This is a genomic window from Sporosarcina sp. FSL K6-1540, assembly GCF_038620285.1.
GTDB classification, from domain to species: Bacteria; Bacillota; Bacilli; order Bacillales_A; family Planococcaceae; genus Sporosarcina; species Sporosarcina psychrophila.
Genome location: NZ_CP152018.1, coordinates 3977383 through 3997812, shown reverse-complemented (window position 1 = coordinate 3997812; position 20430 = coordinate 3977383). Strand labels below are relative to the sequence as shown.

Genomic DNA, 20430 nt, shown 5'->3' with positions numbered 1-20430 from the left:
GGAATAATAATAATCCTATCTGATCCAACGGGAAAAGGGGTTATAAAATTGAACGCTATGAATAATGAATCAATTCCAATCAACTTAGTAGCTGATTTTGATGAGTTTGTTAGCTATATAAGCGGACATGTAGTTCAGCTAACAAAGGCAAAAGAGTACATATCAAGAAAGCATCTGCCCGCGATTAATGAACGTATGACCATAAGAACCAAGGATTGTACATCGTATACTGAACAGGCCTATTATTCTTTCATCCATTTCATCTATCACTTGGCTTTAAGCGGATGTTTGCTGGAAAAGGTGTCGGTAAAATCGGGACCGCTCCAACTGAAAGTAACAGAAAGAATGGATTTGTATAAAGAATTAACAGATGTAGAAAAATACTTTTTTTACTCGAAACGTTCTGGGTCGATGTGAATTGGGCGAGACTTCAGGATAAACAACATAATTCAATAGCTTTAACGCTCCCCGAAGTGTTTTCTATATTAAGTCGGGATGAGCCAGGACGAACTTGGGTAGTGAAGAACCCAAAAACCGATGTCGGGCGGATACTAGCAAGTTGTACATATGATTGGTATTACTTCAATCTCTATTTTGAGTGGTTGGGTTTATGGATTTGCGAAGAGGATGTAGAACGTAAAGAACAACGTGATAGCAAAAGTGTATATTACGCCAAAAAGATTGAGGTTACGCAGTTCGGTACTCAAATGATGCCTATTTTACTTATTTCGCGAAACGTATGTGCATGGAATATCGCGTTGCGTCGGGAAGATGGAGAGTTCAATGTTATACCAGGTTCAATATTAGATGGGAGATTCGGTGCGTATTTATCCGATGAAGACCAAAGCGCCCAGCCATTTTTTCAACCGTTTATAAATTTATTTTCAAAAGATGAATTGATGCATACCTTGCCTAGAAACCGAAAGCAATTCATTGATGGTCGTTACACGTTTAAGGTTTCACTAACAAATAAAATATGGAGAAAACTAACTTTTTCAGCTAAGCATACAATGGACGATTTCCATCAAATCATTATCAAAGCATTTGAATTTGACGATGATCATCTGTATTCTTTTTTCATGGATGGTGAAAAATGGTCACATGATTGTATCGCATCTCCTAATGATGACTTTGGTCATGCGGATGCTTCTAAAATACAAATTTGTGCTGTTGGTTTTATCACGAGGCAAAAGTTTCTGTATATTTACGATTATGGTGACGAATGGACATTTTTAATAGAAGTAGATGACATAAACGAGAATGCTGAACAAATACTTAATCCTTATGTGCAAGAGACAAGGGGAGAGGCACCAGAGCAATACAGTGACTTCTACTAATTAAAGTAATTAATGAGTAATCACTAACACCATGGAGAAAGGCGAGTGTTTTCAAATGACTATACCAATTAACCAAAGAAAATCAGAGCATATTCAAATCACGTTGAATGAGCACGTAACGGGTGACACTATCACAACCGGCTTCGAGAAGGTTAAATTTATCCATAATGCGTTGCCTGAAATCAATTTCAATGATATCGCAATCGATACGACATTTTTAGGTCATGATTGCAAAACACCATTTATTATCAGTTCGATGACGGGCGGGGCTGCATTTGCAGAAACAATTAATCGGAATCTTGCCGAAGCTGCAGAACAAAGAGGCTGGGGATTAGCTTTGGGTTCGACACGAGCGCTGATAGAAAGTGCGGAACATCGAGCTTCTTTTCAAGTAAGGAAATATGCACCGAGCATCCCAATAATCGCTAATTTAGGCGCGGTTCAGCTTAACTATGGCTTTGGCGTAGATGAATGTCGCCGAATCATTGACATAACAGAGGCGAATGCACTTGTCCTCCATTTGAACAGTATTCAGGAAGTGATTCAACCAGAAGGAAATACGGATTTCAAAGATTTATTGGAGAAAATTGAACGACTTTGCAGTGAGTTGGGAGTGCCAGTTGGTGTGAAGGAAGTTGGGTGGGGAATTGACGGGGCCACAGCTAAACGTTTATGCGATGCAGGCATTTCCTTTATCGACGTAGCGGGGGCAGGCGGCACATCATGGAGTCAGGTCGAAAAGTTTCGTTCAACATCTACAGTAAAGAGAAAAGCAGCTGAAGCGTTCAGTGATTGGGGCATCCCAACAGTCGAATGCATTACTTCGGTAAGGGGTAAAATTGTGGAGCAACCAATAATCGCAAGCGGTGGAATGCATACTGGCCTAGATGGAGCCAAAGCCATTGCACTTGGTGCAGACATGGTCGGATTCGGCAGATCGATTCTGAAGGAAGCCACGCAGTCTATGGAGGATGTCTTGGAAGTGATGGAAACGAGGGAATTGGAACTACGGATGGCAATGTTCGGTATAGGGTCGGCTTCGCTGGCTGAGTTGAAAGAGACGGATAGAGTCAGTTACCAGATCCGTTAACATCTAGAATACTATGTGGATAGTGAGTTATGGCAGACTTCGATGCGCCGTGGGATTACAATCACCCTGAAGAAACCGAGCGGGAATTTACGAGTTTGCTAAATTTGATTTGCCAAATAATCTACTGAATACATTGCAGGTGATTTTCAAAGAAGAAGACATGGTCAATGAGTGTATATGCAGAAGAGGCACTGTGAGAGAAGATTGAAAGGCAAGAGAAGACAGAATGATAGTTACCCTATAAAGAAAAAGAGCTGAATTTAAGCTCTTTTTTTGCTTTAATGAGATTAAAGCAAAGAAATGTCTCAAAATCCATAGGTATTCCAATTGAATCTAATAATTTATTACTAAAATGTTTAGCTGTGATAGGACTTGGAGTCATTACTTATAGTATATCTGTTTTACGAGATGGGTTACTCGACTAATTATATATGCTATAATTTTCTGAAATGTTAAATGTAGGAATGATTAATTGTCTAAAGAGGATAAATTTATAGCTATTGACGGACAAGCAGCTTACATTAAATAACCAAAAAATCCGAATTATATGCGTTATTTTTTAAGTGGTTGTTGTGCTTTTGTGTTGGAGAATAGTAGTGAATGGGATGAGAATATAAAAAAAGAATTATTTAGTGATTTATTAGACGGAAGGTATAACTAGTAGACTAATAGAGCCCAGTAGTAATCAAATTGAGGAAGGGTGTGTCAGGTGTGAATCTTATATTGACTAAAGGACTAGCTGAAAAAATAGAACAATCCGAAGTTGATGCACTGCTTTCAAGGCTGACTGCTGTACAAGAAATAAAAGGTAACCCTATGGGAGTCGACATACAAAGGTTTGGAAATGCCACAGCATTTTCAGTCAAAAATATTCCAGGGCCATCTTTTAATACGATTAAAGGGTTAAAAGATGGCGATGAGCAGTTTGTAGATCAACTAATCGAATTTTATAATGACAGAGAAATTCCTGTGCGTTTTGAGTTGACTCCTGCACACGTTTCTTCAGATTTCCTTACTTATCTCAATAAGTCAGGATTTTATCAGTCAGACTTTCATACAACTCTATATGCTTCGCTGTCCCAAGACTTAGCGCCAATTAATCCAAAGATTTTAATCCGCAGGTTGGAGAAAAATGAATTTGATACGTTTGCAGAAATTTATGCAAAAGGATTTCAAATGCCTGCATTTTTACAAAGTGGGATTGCTCAAAATAATGAAATCTTATATGACAATGAAGATTGGACTTTTTATCTTGCAATTGTTGAAAATGAACCCGCTGGAATTGGTGTGTTGTTCATTAAAGACGGGATAGCTACTCTTGCGGCGGCAGCTACTGTTCCACACTTAAGATATAAAGGAGTACAAAATGCTTTGATTAGAGAACGCATTCGTCATGCTAATACACTAAACAGCAAGTTAGTTGTAGGGCAAGCCAGATTCGGTTCCATTAGTCAAAACAATATGGAAAGAGTAGGAATGAAAATTGTCTATACAAAGGCAATTTGGGTAAAACAATAGTCTTCTTTCTTGAGTCGACATTCGGTGAATATGCTTGTAAACGATTGTTGGTACACATAGTTAGTGCTAAATAGGGGGGACTTGATAACTTAGACTCTATCTTCGGAATGACTCAGCTATTTTGATTAAAGGAGAGGTTTTTATGTTTACTTATAAAATTGATGAAAAAACAAAATTGAAAATGCTAAATCTAAATGACACAGAGCCATTATTTATGTTAACAAATCAATCCAAAGATAGTTTGAGAGAATGGTTACCATTCATTGATAGTACTAAATCCTCGGCAGATACGGAGGCCTTTATTAGGGGAACCATGAAACAATTTAGTGATAATAATGGGTTTCAAGCAGGAATTTGGTTTGAAGAACAAATTGCTGGTGTAATTGGATTTCACAAAATTGATTGGAACAACAAATCGACGAGTTTGGGGTACTGGTTAGGAAAAGGGTATGAAGGCTCAGGATTAATGACTAAATCGGTTAGGGCTTTTGTGAATCATGCGATCGGCGAGTTGGGTTTAAACAGAGTCGAGATCCGGGCGGCTGAAGAAAACACGAAGAGTAGAGCTATTCCAGAGAGATTGAATTTCACAGAGGAAGGCCGTGTTCGAGAAGCCGAATGGCTATGTGACCATTACGTGGACCATATTGTTTATGGAATGCTAGCTAAGGATTGGAACAAGAGTAATAAATAATGAAGTTTTATTTGAACAGTTGAAAATCTTTAAGGGTTCTTATAGTAAAAGAAGCATTAAAGAATGGATGATAGGTTTCAATGTGATAAAACTTGAGTGGAGGTTAATTTAATGGGAAAAGAATTTCCAATAATTGAAACTAGAAGATTAATCTTAAGAGAAGTAACAGCAGAGGATGCTAATGATGTGTTTAAATATCTATCGGATAAAGAGGTTGTGACACCTATGGGGTTAGCACCTTGCCAAACAGTAGAAGATGCTCAGAATGAAATAAGGTGGTATAAATCGATATACGAAGATGGTACAGGAATTAGATGGGGGATTACGCTAAAAGATTCTGGTGAGGTTATAGGAAGTTGTGGCTTTCTTAATATGCTTACCAAACATCATCGAGCTGAAGTCGGATATGAATTACGCAAAGATCACTGGGGTACAGGGATTGCTAGTGAAGCATTGGAAGCCGTTATTAAGTATGGCTATCAACACTATCAGTTAGAAAGAATTGAGGCTTTGATTGAACCGACGAATCTCCCGTCACAAAAGCTAGTAGAAAAGCAAGGATTTAGAAGAGAGGGATTACTGAGACATTATGAATTTACTTGTGGTAAATTCGATGATTTATATATGTACTCGATCATAAAAGCAGATCTTAATATTGACTACATAGATACTAAGTAATAGTGAGGAAATACAAATGGCGGCGGAAGAGAATGCGCTTATTAAGGAATTCCGCTTTATTGTCAATTACTAAGGTCAAATCGGTAAAAGCATTATAAAAGAAAGAAGGTCCATTGCTAATAAAATAGCAATGGACCTTCTTTTCATGGGAAATGTACTCAATAAATTGGAAACCCCATATATAAAATATTGATCAATGAGCTATTGTGAGTTTAAGTAAGTCGATAATAGTTCATACAATCCAACGCCTTAATTGGTAATGGCACGTAAGACAATCGAGAAGACGCTTTTGGGCAATTAAAATAAATTTTGATAAGGCGGCTTAACAGACTCTTTATGGAGTCTCGAAGTTGATCAATTAAGTGCACCTTAACTCTATTAACATCATCAAAAAAATAAGGCGCAAAGTTCGGTCAACTCAAAATGCGTATTGATATTGTGAACCACGATATAGTGGGGGCGGAAATGAAAATAGGGGAGCATACAGCGTTTATCCAACTAACACCAATCATGTAACATTTCCAATACAGTAAACGTTTGTTATATTAGCGAATTAAAAGAACACTAATTAAAAACACAAAGTGACTGAACGGCAGAAGAAAAACAACTATTGTTTAATGAGGTTGAAAGTAAGTTAACTGTTGAGGAAATTTAAGTTTTGAAGGTTTTAACTAACAATGTGTTCAAACGATGTTAAATCTTCATCGCAGACCAGCGTACAAGCTCGTATAAGCAGGCAATCTCAAAAAAGGATATAGTTAGCCTATTACGAAGAATCAGATGCTCTACAGCTCGTAGGAGTACAAATTAATGAGAAGGCGGCGGAAGCGAAAGTCGTCCGTAATAACGAAGCAGAATTGTTAAATAAGGGAATGCTATTTTTTTTAGCAATCCTACTGCAGGCGAAAACATTGGTCTATACGGCTATTCATTGTGGAAAAACCAAGAGCACACGTGGTTTTGGTTTTGGGGTAAATTGGATTATTCTAATTTAAGTGCCGAAATCACGAGGGTTGAACGTATGTTCCTATCGGTAGGAACATAATTGAGAGGTAAGAAACCATGTTCGAAATTTATTGTGGAAACAAAACGATATTTTAAACAAAACCAGTATATATTATCCAAGTAAAAAAGTTATTTTAGATTCTTTTGTTTAAAAACTCGTAATTTGGGTATATATAGCCCGAATAGAACACTAGTTCTATACCCTGTAAATGAGCATATTTTGTTGAGGGTATTGAATGTAATCAACGAAAAATCGTTCATTTATTAAGAAATGGCTCATCTATCAAGCTAATAGGAGGGAAGTGAAGGCTGTGTCGAGAAATCCAGGTATGACAGACGAAGCCATTATTAAAATGTATAAAAGTGGCATGTCGTTTAAAGAAATGGGTCCAATCGTCGGCCTGTCCGATCGGGCAATTCGGAATGTGATGTATAAGCATGGGATTTCAATGAATCGAGAACAATACTCTGGCCAACCTAGAAAGCATAAAGTGAATGAAGACTATTTTAAAGTATGGACACACGAAATGGCTTGGGTGTTAGGTTTATTCGTGACAGATGGACATGTGAATAAACAACTCCATAGCATATACTTTTCTCAAAAAGATGAACGTATTCTTCAATTGATTGCCAAGTACATGGAGGCAGACTATGTGCTTGTAGCTACAGGGCCAACAAAAACTACACCAACTTTAATCATTAATTCTAAAGAGATTAAAAAGGATCTTAAAATGTTGGGGATAATTTCTAATAAATCATTATCAGTTCCATTTCCCAATGTGCCAGAAGAATATTTAGCGTCGTTTGTAAGAGGCGTTATTGATGGGGATGGCTGGGTACAAAAATCAGGTTACGTTATGAATGTTACGTCAGGCAGTCAGGATTTTGCAGCTAGGCTCTTGTTCGTATTTCAATCATGGCAATTACGTTCAGAAATCACGATAACAGTAAGTCCGGCTGGAAATTATATTTATCGTATTTGGGTAAAAGGCAAATACGAGCTTCCAAAACTTGCGGAAATTATATATAATAATGCAGCATCTGATAATTTTATCTTACACAAAAGACAGCGAATGTCACAACGTTATTTCATATAGTAAGTAAAGAGTCCAGAATTAAATTTGAAATTTGATAAGGAGTGAATTAATTATGTGGAAGCTTGTAGATGGCAGATTGATTCAAACGACGGATACAGCAAGGACCAATTTTGTCACTAATATTAGTCAATCAATATTGGAAGATCTTAGATCCGTTGCAAAAGAAAATAACACGCATGTTAACTATTTAATTGAAAGTGGATTACAGTCATTATTGTCTGAAAATCAAATCTCATATAATAAAGATACTCGGCCAAAAGATCGAATAGCATTCAATAACAGCTGTGATAAAGAATTGCTTAATGAGGTTAAGCAGTTTGCCAAAGCGCATAAGTTATTCCTAAATGATGTGATAGAATATAGCGTTCAGTTCATAGATGTTGAAGATGCAAAGAAATCTAGTCATAGATACAGGATAGAGCTATGAATTTACGAGTTCATAGAACTACATGGTCATAATATATATTATCGGTAGTTGCGTTTCATTCGATAAGTATACTTGAAACAGTGAGATAAAACGGAAATTGTACAATGACAAGAATGTTTAAACTAAATGTTTAAACTAACTAAACAAGAAAACCTATACTAATTAGACTTTCTTGTTTAGTTTATTTGTACAAAACCCTATGGATTCATTGGTTAACACTTATTTATTCAGGCATCTAATAAATATTAGCTAATCCATTTAATTTTCAATCGTCTTTCGTCATCTTAATTACAAGACCCTGATAATTACTAACGCTACCCATTTGTCATCCATACAGCAAAAACACTGTACCACAGACTGTTATGAGAGTTTTCATGAAAGTTGAAAATGTTAAAGTATTACGCCTGAAAAGTCCCCTTTTAATACTTCTTTTTCATCCTGATTTTCACATACAAAAGATGCAGTAATAGCTGTTCTATTGTTTTTATTTTCTTGCCTTTCGTATTTTTCGATTTTAACTTCACAAATTATTGTATCACCAGTAAAAACAGGCCTTAAAAACTCAAAATTCATCGTACGAGCTAGCACATTATTGTCTCCACCTACTTTTGTTGGCAAAGTTGCCGTTAGTAACCCTTGAACTACAAGTCTTCCTTGTTCATCTGGGGTCAAGTGATGAATCCCTTCATCACCTGAAATCTCTATAAATAATTCAACATCCCTTACTGTAAATGACCGTTCAAACGTAATTATATCTCCTACTTTTAATGGCATATAAATTTCCCCCCTGAAGGTTTTATACTGTGTCGTTTATTAGGTGTGAATATTATGACTATTGAGAGCGGTATTCAACTATCCTTCTTCGTTATAAAAAGAGACTATTACTATCAGGTAAGATTCAACAGTTTTCCATCCACTTCCCACCTATTTTATTTATGTGACAAAGTAATGGGGTTCCCAATCTTTAGGTTTTATGTTCTTATTCATCCATTTCTCTTGTGGTGCTTGGTATGGCGCGGTAGCGATTAAATAATTGTTGTGCCAGCTAGCTGCACCGGAACGAATCATTTCATCGAGCAGGATTTGAATAAATTCTTCTGGCTGAACCTGGAAAGAGTAGCGTGCAAAATCTTGGAACCAGCCACATTTTAGTAGATAGTTACCGATATCTTCTTTTGCCAATCCGTTTTTAATGATTAGTGTGAATGAAAAAATCCTCTTGCAGGCATGCCATGAAACTTTGTCTGGCATACTAAGCCACTTTTCAAACCGTTTCCTCGCTGCATCAATGGCGGCCAGGGGATTCTCCATTTGAGGTCCATGCCCTGAATATGCCTGCTGAATCCGGAGCATAGACAACCGATCCAAACTTTCTAGTGATCGTTGGATAGATGAAACACCTTCGCGAAAGATATTCAACCATCCGATATCATTTTTGTGAAAGAGATCCCCGCAAATTAATATCTCTTCTTCAGGTTCATATAAAGAAATATGCCCTAACGTATGTCCAGGTGTATGCAGGACATTGAAGGTTCTCCTTCCCGTATTAATCTCATCGTTATCCAAGAGCCTTAGATCGACCCGATAAGGTTCCACAGGCTGATCTAACCATTCTGAACCGCATGCTTCAGTATCACAAGAATTAATTAAATCGGCTTCCCATTTATGAGCAGCAATCTTAACGCCATAATTTTTTTGAAGTTGATAATTGCCGCCTACATGGTCACTATGATAGTGCGTGTTAACGATGAGATGTAATTCTTCTGGTGAAACACCTTCTTCTTTAATTAATAGCTCAGTATCTTTCACATCACTTCCAAAACCAGTATCAATAAGAATCGGGAGCTGATCCTTAATAAGAATCATATTTGCACTTGGAAATTTTCTTTCAAAGAAAATAATATTGGATTTTTTCAGAAGCCATTCCTCCTTAAATTCAATGACTAAACAATTCTTTCTGCCACATCTATCAGATTTGAATTAACCTTATTTACACACCGACCTGACAAGAACCAAGTCTAACAATATGATATCTGTCTAGTAGTATTTCAGCATGCTATTCCATTAACATTGGTGATGAAATAATAATTAATACGAAAATCTTTTCTTTAATTTAAATGAGACATATATTCAAATGCCGTTATTCCATAGACGCTTTTAAAGTGTCTATTAAAATGGGTTAAATCAACAAAACCACATTCAGCTACTGCTGAATAAATATCTCCATTTTTACCTAATAACTGCTTTGCATGTTCTATCTTGCAGTTAAGAAAGTATTGGTATGGTGTGATACCAGTATGAGCCTTGAATAACCTGATAAACTGGAACTTCGATATATTAAGCTCTGCACAGATCTCGTCAAGTTTAATGACAGTTTCCAAGTTGGTATGCAGCATATCCTTTGCTATTCTAATTAGAGAGTCGTCTTTTTTAGTGTCCGTGGAAAGATTAGTTTGAATTAGGCTATCTGTGAGGGATATTAGTAATTCACTGCACAAAGTCTCGTCTTTTTCATTTAATATCGCATGGGATAGACGTAATACTCTTTGTTCAAGTCCATGATCATACACAATGGGGGTTGAAAAACGCACCAAATCCTTTTTCTCAATGACCTCCAACAGCAGTTGTTGTTCAATATAGAGCATGACATAATCAAGGCCTGTCTCATCATGTGCCATTCCGTCGTGTGCCTGTTCTGGATTAAAAAGCATCACACCATTTTGATAGGATAATTGTAAACTGCCATCTAAATTGTACTCTTGAATACCACGCAATGTTACCCCTATTGCATACTCCTGGTGAGAGTGCTTTTTATATGTAAAGTCAGTGATACTTGCAGCCAACGCAGTAATACCCGCCGATTTTTTATAGATAAATTTGTCCATTTAATTCACCTCAACATTAGCATTCCTACAACCATATCATGATTGCAGCATAAACTAAAAATAATGCCATAATAATATTAACAACTTTTTCATGCTTCTGTAAAAACTTCTTGAAGATTGTACCGAAAAGAACCCATGTCATAAATGCTAAAAACCCAATAAGTGTTATAACTATAACACTTATTGTTACCGCAGGAATTGCGGTATAATAGGGCAAAATAAAGCTAGGAAATACAGTCATTGTAAATGTTACTACTTTTGGATTTAAAAACTGCATGAGAAATCCTGACATAAAGGTCCCAGTCTGGTTTACGGTTTGTTTTGATTTATCCGTTTTACAGATTTGATAAGCAAGAAAGAGCATATAAATGCTTCCGATTATCTGCATAACAATCAAAATTTTCGGAATTACCGTTATAAGCATTGTATTCAACATAGCAGATAGGGCAAGCAATAAACCAAAAGCAATCGTTGCTCCATATGTATACTGCATTGCCCTTTTTGTCCCATGCTTATTCACAGTGGATAGTATGTCGATATTAGTCGGTCCTGGTGTGAAAGTAATAATAAAACAGTATATTAAAAAAGATGTAATATTCATGAGTAAACTCCTTTCACGTTTTCTCATGTAACTATACATCTTTATATTTAGTGGCTATAGTATGTTATTGCAGGATTAAAGCTTCTGTAATGTTAACTCTACAAATTCAGGATGCCGATATGTTGTATTTCATTCTGTAGCACAGATTAAAAGATGGATTTTACTAGTCATTGGGGAATATATGTGGTGAACTCGGACCTCGTGTCCAAGTGTTTAGAGGTTCCTGTCCTTGTAAAAAAACTTAAAAAACGTTCATCAAGCATTTACCGATGCTTGATGAACGTTTTTTAAGTCACTCTATGCTGATTTAAAAAAGTAAATCAGCTGAACTTCATTACAAATCCTGTACTTTTAGCAGTAAAACCATTTTTCAAATAAAATGAGTGAGCATCTTCCCTTTCAGCTCTATTTCCGCTATTTAAAGTGATTGCACTTCCACCTTTTTCAATAATGATTTCTTTTGCTCTTGCGATGAGCTGTTTACCAATACCATTTTTTCTATAGTGTTGATTCACTATTAAGCAGACAACTCTACCGTAACAACCACTAAATTCATATGATAGCCCAATGTATAATCCCAGTAGTCCTACTACTTGATTATCAATTTCCGCAACAAGAGTATGATAATCAGGATTGCAATTTAACTTCGATAATCTTTTAGTTACTTCCCTTTCGGTTGTTTCATACCCTAATTCAGACATAAGAGAAGTTATATCAGCTAAATCTGTTCCATGTGCATATCGTATTAATACCATGTAATCACCCCTTTCAAAGTAAAGTAACCTGCACCTATTACATCGATAAATACCAACATAAATCTCTTCTTCCCTATTGATTAAGTTACATTACTTAGTTCCCTCAATCTGCTTCTTCATAATAATGTTTATGCTGCTGACTAAAGACTTGAATACAAAGCAACAGCGTCATGACTACTGCGATACTAGCGAATCCAATAGCTGCCGTTTGTAGTGAGAACCACTCAGAAATCAGTCCTAGGGTAAAGGTAAATACAATTTGCATAAAGCTTTGGAACATCGACGCCAAACTACCAAAACGTCCCATGATCGCTGTCGGTACATTACTCTGGTAAAAAGTATCATAGCCTGCATTGCAAAATGCCATAAAGAATCCTAAAAAGATAAAAGCCACTGTTGCCGTCAAAAAATCAACTGTACTGTAGAACAACAAATAGCCGACTGCTGTTAAGACCATTCCAATACCTAAATACAATTGCAATGAGAAGCGCTTTGCAAAGGCGGCTGAAGCCGCTGCGCCTATTAATGCACCTACACCTGCAATACTGACGATGAGGCCATATAGTTGGTCAGACTGTGCTAGATCCTGCTTGATAAATGTGACCTCTTGGGAATCTAAAGCAAAAGCAATCATAAGCGAGGTCTGGAACAGCAAATAAACCTTCATAAAATAAGGATCCTGCTTAATGAACCCTTTTACAACTTGCCAATCAGAAGCCAGTATCTTCAAAGTAATTGGCTCACGTTGATTTAAGTTTTCATTTTCTACGTCAGGCAACCTTGCAATACAAAATGCACAGAAAAAGAACGTAACCGCGTTTAAAATCACACACCAAGTTGTACCAAATAAGGCGATGAGTACACCGGCTAGTGCTGGTCCGATTAAAAATGAACCTGAATTCATCATACTCATGATCGAGTTAAAACTTCTTCGATCGGTTTCAACCACAAATTTTGTGATATAAAAGGTCGAACTTGGACCAAAAAATGCTCCAGCGATATTTGTCGCAAATAGAATGGAGTAGACAATCCACAGCGAATCAAGAAATGGAACAAGTAAAATAAGCGAACCCCTTAGGACATCTGCTAAGACCATCAATTTTCGTTTATTAACACGATCAATGATGGAACCTGCCCAGAAATTTGTCAGCATTCGTGCAATTGGTCCGACAATGTAAATCCCTGCGACCGCAGCCGCTGAACCAGTCATATCTAGTACTAAAATATTTAACGCAATTAAATAAACCCAGTTTCCAAAAAATGAAACGCCTATACCACTTAACAGAAGTGAGTACTTCTTCCAAATTTTCATTGAAATCTCCCTGTATTCTTCGATGCCCTAAATTTCTAATTTAAGCTTATCAAATTTTTGGGGTAGAAATAGTTAGTTTTGGGGCAATAATGTGGATATTATGGGGTGAAAAGTTGAACCCCACTTGATTAAGTGGATAAATTCTGCTAAAAAGCTTATAATTAAAGAGTATAGAAAGGAGTCGTTTAGTGTGAAGGAAATTCAATTAAATTCTCCTGAGTTTAACCGCGTATTGAAAAATATGCAGCTTGAAAACTTACATTTAAGTCATTCGCTGCAACAAAAAGCTCTTGAAATTGTCAATTCGGGTATGCCAGTAACGCCTGCTTTGATTAAGGAAGCTTTGGCAAATGGCGAAATACAATGAATTTGAAAATGACGATTATCTTTTAACCACAAATTTGTTAGGTGTGACAAACTTTGCTGAGCTTGAGCAGGCCGAGGCGTTTACTTTCTCGATTCGTGCAACTCAAATTGAACAAGGCGCATACAACATCATGGATTTTTCGCTCATCAATTTTGTTGGACTTCACCGACATTTATTCCAAGACATTTACTCGTTTGCGGGACAATTCCGTGATTTGCAATTGATGAAAGGTAATACTCGCTTTTGCCAAGTACAATATATGGAGGCGTACGCGTCTAGTTTATTCACTCAATTAGACAATGAACCTGACTGGGATACTCTAGAGTATGCAGTTAAAAGGTTGGCTTATTTCAAATCAGAGCTGAATATGCTGCATCCATTTCGTGAAGGTAATGGTCGAACAATTCGTATTTTCCTACAAGCCTTTGCGAAGTCCAAAAGATTTTTATGGACATATGACAAAATCGATCGTGACGAATACATGCGAGCTATGATACGTGCAGTAACAAGTGAAGATTTCCTTGAAAAGTTATTGCTAGATACATTAAAACCCATAGATTAAATGCCGACGAACTTCCAAAATGGAAAGTTCGTTTTTTACATTATGTATAGAAAAAACCGCAAAAAGTTAAATACTTTTTGCGGCGATTTGTTTGGGTTGTTCTAATATGATATTTCTTTTTTTCATCTGAACAAAGAAAATTGCTGTCATGCTTAAACTGATTAATCCGAAAATGATAACCATTGATTGCAATCCGATAATATCGAGAAATGCACCTGCTGTTAGTAAAACGACCTGGAACATAACCCGTTCTAACATATTGCGGAACGAGAAGAATCGGCCATGGTACTCTTTTGGCATCTGTTTCTGAAATATAACCATTGCTGTTGGGAAAAAACAACCTAAGGCAAATCCAAGTACGGCAAAAGCACTTAACGTAATTACTATACTGTCTGCAAAAAAGAGCATGAATTCTGCTACTGCTACCATCGTTGCAAAGGAAAATAAGATTGTCGTCGTGCGCCATTTTTTAGAAATATACTTCACGGCAAATGTTCCGACCATGAATGCTACCCCTTCAAATGTATAAATAAGTCCTTTAATCGATGCAGAATCCTGGATTTCACTAATATTAATGACAATTAGATTGAATGATCCGATGAAAAGCAATGGAATAAGCGTCATAATGAGTGTCATGCCGACAGCAGGATATGCTTTCAACACAGGAAAAACTTCCATGAATCCACCCTTGTTACCCACCGATTTCACTTTGGCCTCTCTTCCCTCTCCCTCATCGATGCGCAACATCATTGTAAATAGTAGTAGGGCCCCGTAAGCAATCATAGATATCCAGTAGAGCGACATAAGCGACCAGTAGACGAGCATAATGCCCGCTAAGGCGGTGCCAAGCACACGTGAGATCGTAGCAACGTTCATATGCCACCCATTCATCGTCAGCAAATCATCATCTTTGACGACAAGCGGAATGGTTGCCTGCAGTGCAGGGAAGTAAAAGGTAGCAGATAGTTGAATGCTAACCATGAATGCAACCATCCACCAAACAGATCCGGTTGATATAGCAATCAGCATAAAGATAACACTGAGCATACGCCCTGCGCCTGATATAAGAAGTACGGTTTTTTTCTTTGATTGGTCTATGATTTTCCCTGCTAGCGGTCCCGCAATAATTCCCGCAAGAAGTCCTGCTGACATTATTAGTGCTTTAACGAAATCGGAAGGGATTTTTTCTTGCATAAACTCGAGATTTCCGATTATTCCCGTCCATAATCCTAAGCCTGCAATCATTTCCCCCGTTAATATTATCCAAATGTTTCTATTTTTCCACATACCCTATCCCCGTTCTATTATTAATAATTACTCAAAAAGTTCACACTTTTATAGGGTGTGCCATATTCTATATAGGTTGAAGAATTGAATGCGGTATATAAACTAGCGTAGGCGCCTGACAGTGGTAGCCGAAGCGTAATTCAATGAAATCAATCATTCAACCTATCTAGTACAAGTTCTCTTTTTGAACGTGCAATTTGTTTCGCTTATCGAACTATTATACGTTAGAAAAAATTAAAAGTCATGGGAAGATACTCCCATGACTTTTAAAGTTATTTATTCAATTTCAGCTTTTGGATCCTTGTAGATATGTGTTATGCTGCCATCTTTTTTCTCATCGACTAAACTACTACCGTTTGAATAGCGGTCAACTGGTCGCAATGATCCTGCTAAGATAGGGATTTTACTTCCCTTTTCCGTCGCTAAAACAATAATTTCATCATTTTTCACCATTAACGCCCCGCTAACACGATACGGATTTGACTTCAGTTCCTTCAGAACAACATTACCTCTTTGCGCTCTGGAAGCACTTTCGAGCTCTTTTAAGCCCATTCTTTTCACGCTGCCTCGCTGTGTCGCGATTAAGACGGAAGCCCCGTCATCTGAATTAATCTCCATAGCAACAAGCAGATCATCGTCCTTAAGGTTAATGCCACGTACACCGGCAGTCCTAATACCTGTTACTGATAACTCAGTAAGCGGGAAGCGTAGCGCATAGGCTTGCTGTGTGAAGAGGATAACATCTTCGTCCCCCCTAACGAGCCTTGCGTCAATCATTACATCATCCTTTTTCACGCCCATCGCTTTAAACAACCTTGAATAGCGCTGGACTTTAAAATCGGCAAGTTTTGATTGTTTGATTAGCCCATTTTGCGATGCTGTGACGATTAACGCTTCTTCATCGAAGTTTTCAAGGCCAATCGCTGCAACAATCGTTTCATTTTGCCCGAGTGGGATGATACTTGAGATATGTTGCCCAAGATCTTTCCATCTAATATCTGGCAACTCATGAATAGGCTGATAGAGATAGTTCCCTGCAGAAGTGAACAGCAAGAGATGATGCTGCGTGTTCATTGGCGCTTCTAATAGCGTATAATCGGATTCCTTCATTTCCTGTCCCGTGCCGTTTGAAGCGCTGTAAGAGCGGACGCTAGTGCGTTTCACATAGCCGTCTTTTGTGACGGATACAATAACTTCTTCACTTGGAACAAGGATATCAAGATCGACTTTAATTTCTTCGATTTTTTCCTCGATAACAGAGCGTCTTGGTTCTGCAAATTGTTTACGGATGTCAAGGAGCTCTTTTTTGATGACTGCAGAAAGTTTTTTATCACTTTTCAAAATTGCATCAAGCTGTTCAATCAGTTTTCGGAGTTCAGCATCTTCCTGCTGAAGTTCAGTAATATCCGTGTTCGTCAGTCTATAAAGCTGTAGCGAAACGATTGCTTCAGCTTGTATTTCGGAGAATTCGAATTTCGAGATGATATTATTTTTAGCATCACGTTTGTCTTTTGATGCGCGAATCGCTTTGATTACTTCATCCAAAATCGATAAAGCTTTCATAAGCCCTTCGACGATATGGAGTCGGTCTTGCGCTTTTTGGATATCATATTGGGATCTACGTGTGACAACTTCTTTTTGATGGCCAATATAGGCATCAAGCAACATCGGCAGTGACATTAATGTCGGTCTGCGCCCAGAGATGGCAATCATGTTGAAGTTATACGTCACTTGCAGGTCTGTATTTTTAAGAAGATATTGCAAGATCGCATTACCGTCGACGTCTTTTTTTAGCTCTATGACAACACGGAGGCCAGTCCGGTCCGATTCGTCCCTGACATCTGCGATACCATCTAGTTTTCGATCATGACGAAGCTCATCCATCTTCCTCACCATATTTGCCTTGTTAACGTCATATGGGATTTCCGTCACAACGATTTGCGATTTACCGCCTTTTAAGGGTTCGATGAACGACTTCGATCTGATGATAAAGCGTCCTTTTCCGGTCTCGTAGGCTGTTTTAATACCGTTTGTTCCTTGGATAGTACCGCCAGTTGGAAAATCAGGTCCTTTGATAACTGTCATCAATTCATCGACCGTAACATCCGGTTTGTCCATCCGCATAAGGACCGCATCAAGTACTTCATGAAGCGCATGTGGCGGGATATCCGTCGCATATCCTGCAGAAATACCTGTTGAACCGTTGACGAGCAAGTTTGGATATCTTGCGGGTAAAACAGTTGGTTCAGGTTCAGTATCATCGAAGTTTGGTATGAAATCGACAGTATTTTTACCCAGGTCACGTAGCATTTGCCCTGCTATTGTGGAAAGGCGTGCTTCTGTATACCGCATTGCAGCAGCCGAATCTCCATCGACTGAACCGTTATTTCCTTGCATTTCCACTAACATATGACGCAGTTTCCAATCTTGGCTCATCCGTACCATTGCTTCGTAGACGGATGTGTCACCGTGTGGATGATAGTTCCCGATGACATTCCCGACTGTTTTTGCGGATTTCCGGAATGCTTTCTCATGTGTATTACCTTCGTGGAACATCGCATACAAAATACGCCGCTGAACGGGTTTTAAGCCATCGCGTGCGTCAGGCAATGCCCGGTCCTGGATGATGTACTTACTATATCGTCCAAACCGGTCACCGATCACTTCTTCCAGGGGAAGGTCTTGGTAGCTTTCTGATGGTGTCATTCAAAATCCCCCTCAACGTGCAAAAATTCGTTGTCTAAAATATTGTGCTCTTCCTGTGTACCGAAATCGACGTTCTCTTCAATCCAGCGTCGTCTTGGCTCTACTTTATCGCCCATTAGTGTCGTTACTCGACGTTCAACTGTAGCGCTGTCTTCAATCGTTACACGGATCAATGTACGTGTTTCAGGATCCATAGTCGTTTCCCATAACTGATCGGCATTCATTTCCCCAAGACCTTTGTAGCGTTGGAGCATATATCCTTTGCCGACTTTCTCTATCGCTTTATTAAGTTCTGTGCCTTCAGTCCATGCATATGCAAATTTTTCGCTCTTCCCTGTCCCTTTGAAAACTTTGTAAAGAGGAGGCAATGCAATATATACTTTTCCTGCTTCAATTAGCGGTTTCATGTAACGGTAGAAGAACGTCAACAACAGCACTTGAATATGTGCACCGTCCGTATCCGCATCCGTCATTATGATTACTTTATCATAAGCGATGTCTGCGACTTGGAAGTCTGATCCTACGCCGCCCCCGATTGCATGGATAATCATATTGATTTCTTCGTTTTTCATGATATCCTCGAGTTTTGCTTTTTCAGTATTAAGTACTTTCCCTCGTAATGGAAGGATTGCCTGGAATACACGGTCCCGTCCTTGTTTTGCAGAGCCGCCGGCAGAGTCACCTTCGACCAGGTAGAGTTCGTTTTTCGCAGCATTCCTGGATTGCGCAGGTGTTAATTTACCCGATAGTAGTGTATCTGATCTTTTTCTCTTTTTACCTGAACGCGCATCTTCGCGCGCTTTTCGCGCCGCCTCACGTGCTTGATGCGCCCGAATTGCTTTACGTACGAGGGACGCACTTAAATCTGCATTCTCTTCAAGGAAATACAGAAGTTTTTGCGAAACGATTGAATCGGTTACGCCTCTTGCTTCACTTGTCCCGAGTTTGCCTTTCGTCTGTCCCTCAAACTGCAAAATTTCTTCCGGTATACGGACTGATACGATTGCCGCAATACCTTCACGGATATCCGCACCTTCAAGGTTTTTGTCTTTTTCTTTTAATAAACCCGCTTTTCTTGCATATTCATTAAATACACGTGTCATACCGGTTTTGGCACCGGTTTCATGTGTTCCACCGTCTTTTGTTCGAACGTTATTCACAAATGATAAAATCGTTTCTGAGTAACCATCACTAAATTGGAACGCAAATTCGACCTCTATGCCTTCTGATTCGCCTTCCAAGTAAGCTACCTCATGCAAAACGTCCTTCTCTTCATTCAGATAAGAGATGAAAGCTTCAATGCCAGTTTCGTATTGAAAGATTTCATGCTTGTCCGTTCCTTCTTCTTTTAGCTCGATTTTCAAGCCTTTTAACAGGAATGCAGACTCCCGTAAGCGTTCACTAATCGTTTCATAATGATATTTTAACGTAGAGAAGATCGTCGCATCCGGTTTGAAATGAATGAGCGTCCCTTTTTCACGTGTTGTTCCAATTTGTTCAAGTGTAGTGGCTGGCTTACCACCTTTTTCGAAGCGTTGACAGAACTTTTTGCCGTCACGAAAAATCGTGACTTCGAGTTTTTCTGACAATGCGTTTACGACTGATGCGCCAACGCCATGAAGTCCACCGCTTGTTTTGTATCCGCCTTGTCCGAACTTGCCGCCTGCGTGGAGAACGGTCAGGATTACCTCTGTCGTTGGTTTACCCGACTGGTGAATTCCTGTTGGCATCCCCCGCCCGTAGTCCCGCACACTGACGCTTCCGTCTTTATGAAGTGTAACGTCTACCTCATTACCAAATCCCGCTAGCGCCTCATCTACCGCATTATCTACAATCTCATAGACAAGGTGGTGAAGTCCACGGGAATCAGTTGACCCAATGTACATACCTGGTCTTTTTCGTACTGCATCGAGGCCTTCAAGTATTTGTATCGAATCATCATCATACGTATAATTATCTACGTTTTTCGTCAAAGTGCAACCTCCATCAAACAAATGTTCTCTATTATATAATCGTACTGCTTCCTTTAAAGCTTGTCAAATCAACGTTTTCGGAAGCTTGCTCAATTAATTGTATAGAAGATAGACTTTTATTGCAACGAAGACAGGA

19 protein-coding genes are annotated in these 20430 nt (G+C 38.4%); 10 read left to right on the top strand and 9 right to left on the bottom strand.

The window, feature by feature from the left end:
- Positions 1-48: 48 nt before the first annotated feature.
- The 8 genes from MKY15_RS18810 (at position 49) to MKY15_RS18775 (ending at position 7846) form a co-directional block, all read left to right on the top strand.
- The gene (locus MKY15_RS18810) at positions 49-417 is read left to right on the top strand and encodes a hypothetical protein (protein ID WP_187044852.1); all 369 of its coding nucleotides are present in this window, start codon (positions 49-51) and stop codon (positions 415-417) included.
- Positions 418-518: 101 nt separating this feature from the next.
- Positions 519-1337, top strand: a complete 819-nt coding sequence (locus MKY15_RS18805; protein ID WP_342538223.1) for a plasmid pRiA4b ORF-3 family protein — start codon at positions 519-521, stop codon at positions 1335-1337.
- A gap of 55 nt (positions 1338-1392) precedes the next feature.
- Positions 1393-2427 carry a type 2 isopentenyl-diphosphate Delta-isomerase gene (gene fni / locus MKY15_RS18800; protein ID WP_342538222.1) on the top strand — a complete coding sequence of 345 codons (1035 nt, stop codon included), beginning with the start codon at positions 1393-1395 and terminating at the stop codon, positions 2425-2427.
- A gap of 711 nt (positions 2428-3138) precedes the next feature.
- A complete protein-coding gene (locus MKY15_RS18795) occupies positions 3139-3945 on the top strand; it encodes a GNAT family N-acetyltransferase (RefSeq protein ID WP_342538221.1) in 807 nt (268 codons plus the stop codon).
- A 142-nt stretch (positions 3946-4087) separates the two neighbouring features.
- Positions 4088-4639, top strand: coding sequence for a GNAT family protein (locus MKY15_RS18790; protein WP_067209329.1), 552 nt, complete (start codon positions 4088-4090; stop codon positions 4637-4639).
- Positions 4640-4750: 111 nt separating this feature from the next.
- Positions 4751-5317 (top strand): GNAT family N-acetyltransferase, encoded by a 567-nt coding sequence (locus MKY15_RS18785; protein WP_342538220.1) that lies wholly within the window; start codon positions 4751-4753, stop codon positions 5315-5317.
- Positions 5318-6633: 1316 nt separating this feature from the next.
- On the top strand, positions 6634-7419 hold the full coding sequence (locus MKY15_RS18780; RefSeq protein ID WP_342538218.1) for an LAGLIDADG family homing endonuclease: 786 nt from the start codon (positions 6634-6636) through the stop codon (positions 7417-7419).
- A 52-nt stretch (positions 7420-7471) separates the two neighbouring features.
- Positions 7472-7846, top strand: coding sequence for an rRNA methyltransferase (locus tag MKY15_RS18775; protein ID WP_067209323.1), 375 nt, complete (start codon positions 7472-7474; stop codon positions 7844-7846).
- Positions 7847-8236: 390 nt separating this feature from the next.
- On the opposite strand, the gene MKY15_RS18770 is transcribed toward MKY15_RS18775, so the two are convergent.
- From MKY15_RS18770 to MKY15_RS18745, 6 genes are all read right to left on the bottom strand, one after another.
- A complete protein-coding gene (locus MKY15_RS18770) occupies positions 8237-8620 on the bottom strand; it encodes a MaoC family dehydratase N-terminal domain-containing protein (RefSeq protein WP_187044846.1) in 384 nt (127 codons plus the stop codon).
- Positions 8621-8779: 159 nt separating this feature from the next.
- On the bottom strand, positions 8780-9712 hold the full coding sequence (locus MKY15_RS18765) for an MBL fold metallo-hydrolase (protein WP_342538217.1): 933 nt from the start codon (positions 9710-9712) through the stop codon (positions 8780-8782).
- Between the two features lie 242 nt (positions 9713-9954).
- Positions 9955-10731, bottom strand: coding sequence for an AraC family transcriptional regulator (locus MKY15_RS18760; RefSeq protein ID WP_187044844.1), 777 nt, complete (start codon positions 10729-10731; stop codon positions 9955-9957).
- Between the two features lie 25 nt (positions 10732-10756).
- Positions 10757-11332, bottom strand: a complete 576-nt coding sequence (locus MKY15_RS18755) for a LysE family transporter (protein WP_187044843.1) — start codon at positions 11330-11332, stop codon at positions 10757-10759.
- Between the two features lie 320 nt (positions 11333-11652).
- Positions 11653-12087 carry a GNAT family N-acetyltransferase gene (locus MKY15_RS18750; protein WP_187044842.1) on the bottom strand — a complete coding sequence of 145 codons (435 nt, stop codon included), beginning with the start codon at positions 12085-12087 and terminating at the stop codon, positions 11653-11655.
- 103 nt (positions 12088-12190) lie between these two features.
- Positions 12191-13399 carry an MFS transporter gene (locus tag MKY15_RS18745; RefSeq protein WP_187044841.1) on the bottom strand — a complete coding sequence of 403 codons (1209 nt, stop codon included), beginning with the start codon at positions 13397-13399 and terminating at the stop codon, positions 12191-12193.
- Between the two features lie 190 nt (positions 13400-13589).
- Here MKY15_RS18745 and MKY15_RS18740 point away from each other — a divergent pair, with 190 nt between their 5' ends.
- On the top strand, positions 13590-13766 hold the full coding sequence (locus tag MKY15_RS18740; RefSeq protein ID WP_187044840.1) for a Zn-dependent hydrolase: 177 nt from the start codon (positions 13590-13592) through the stop codon (positions 13764-13766).
- Positions 13750-14328, top strand: a complete 579-nt coding sequence (locus MKY15_RS18735) for a Fic family protein (RefSeq protein ID WP_187044839.1) — start codon at positions 13750-13752, stop codon at positions 14326-14328. Before MKY15_RS18740 ends, MKY15_RS18735 begins: the two co-directional genes overlap by 17 nt.
- Positions 14329-14394: 66 nt before the next feature.
- On the opposite strand, the gene MKY15_RS18730 is transcribed toward MKY15_RS18735, so the two are convergent.
- The 3 genes from MKY15_RS18730 to parE all read right to left on the bottom strand — a co-directional run bounded on the left by MKY15_RS18730 (position 14395) and on the right by parE (position 20294).
- Positions 14395-15615, bottom strand: a complete 1221-nt coding sequence (locus tag MKY15_RS18730; protein ID WP_187044838.1) for an MFS transporter — start codon at positions 15613-15615, stop codon at positions 14395-14397.
- A gap of 276 nt (positions 15616-15891) precedes the next feature.
- Positions 15892-18321, bottom strand: coding sequence for a DNA topoisomerase IV subunit A (parC, locus tag MKY15_RS18725; RefSeq protein ID WP_067209305.1), 2430 nt, complete (start codon positions 18319-18321; stop codon positions 15892-15894).
- Entirely contained in the window at positions 18318-20294 is a 1977-nt protein-coding gene (gene parE / locus MKY15_RS18720) for a DNA topoisomerase IV subunit B (RefSeq protein WP_067209303.1), read from the bottom strand. The genes parC and parE overlap by 4 nt, the downstream gene beginning before the upstream one ends.
- Between the last annotated feature and the right edge of the window lie 136 nt (positions 20295-20430).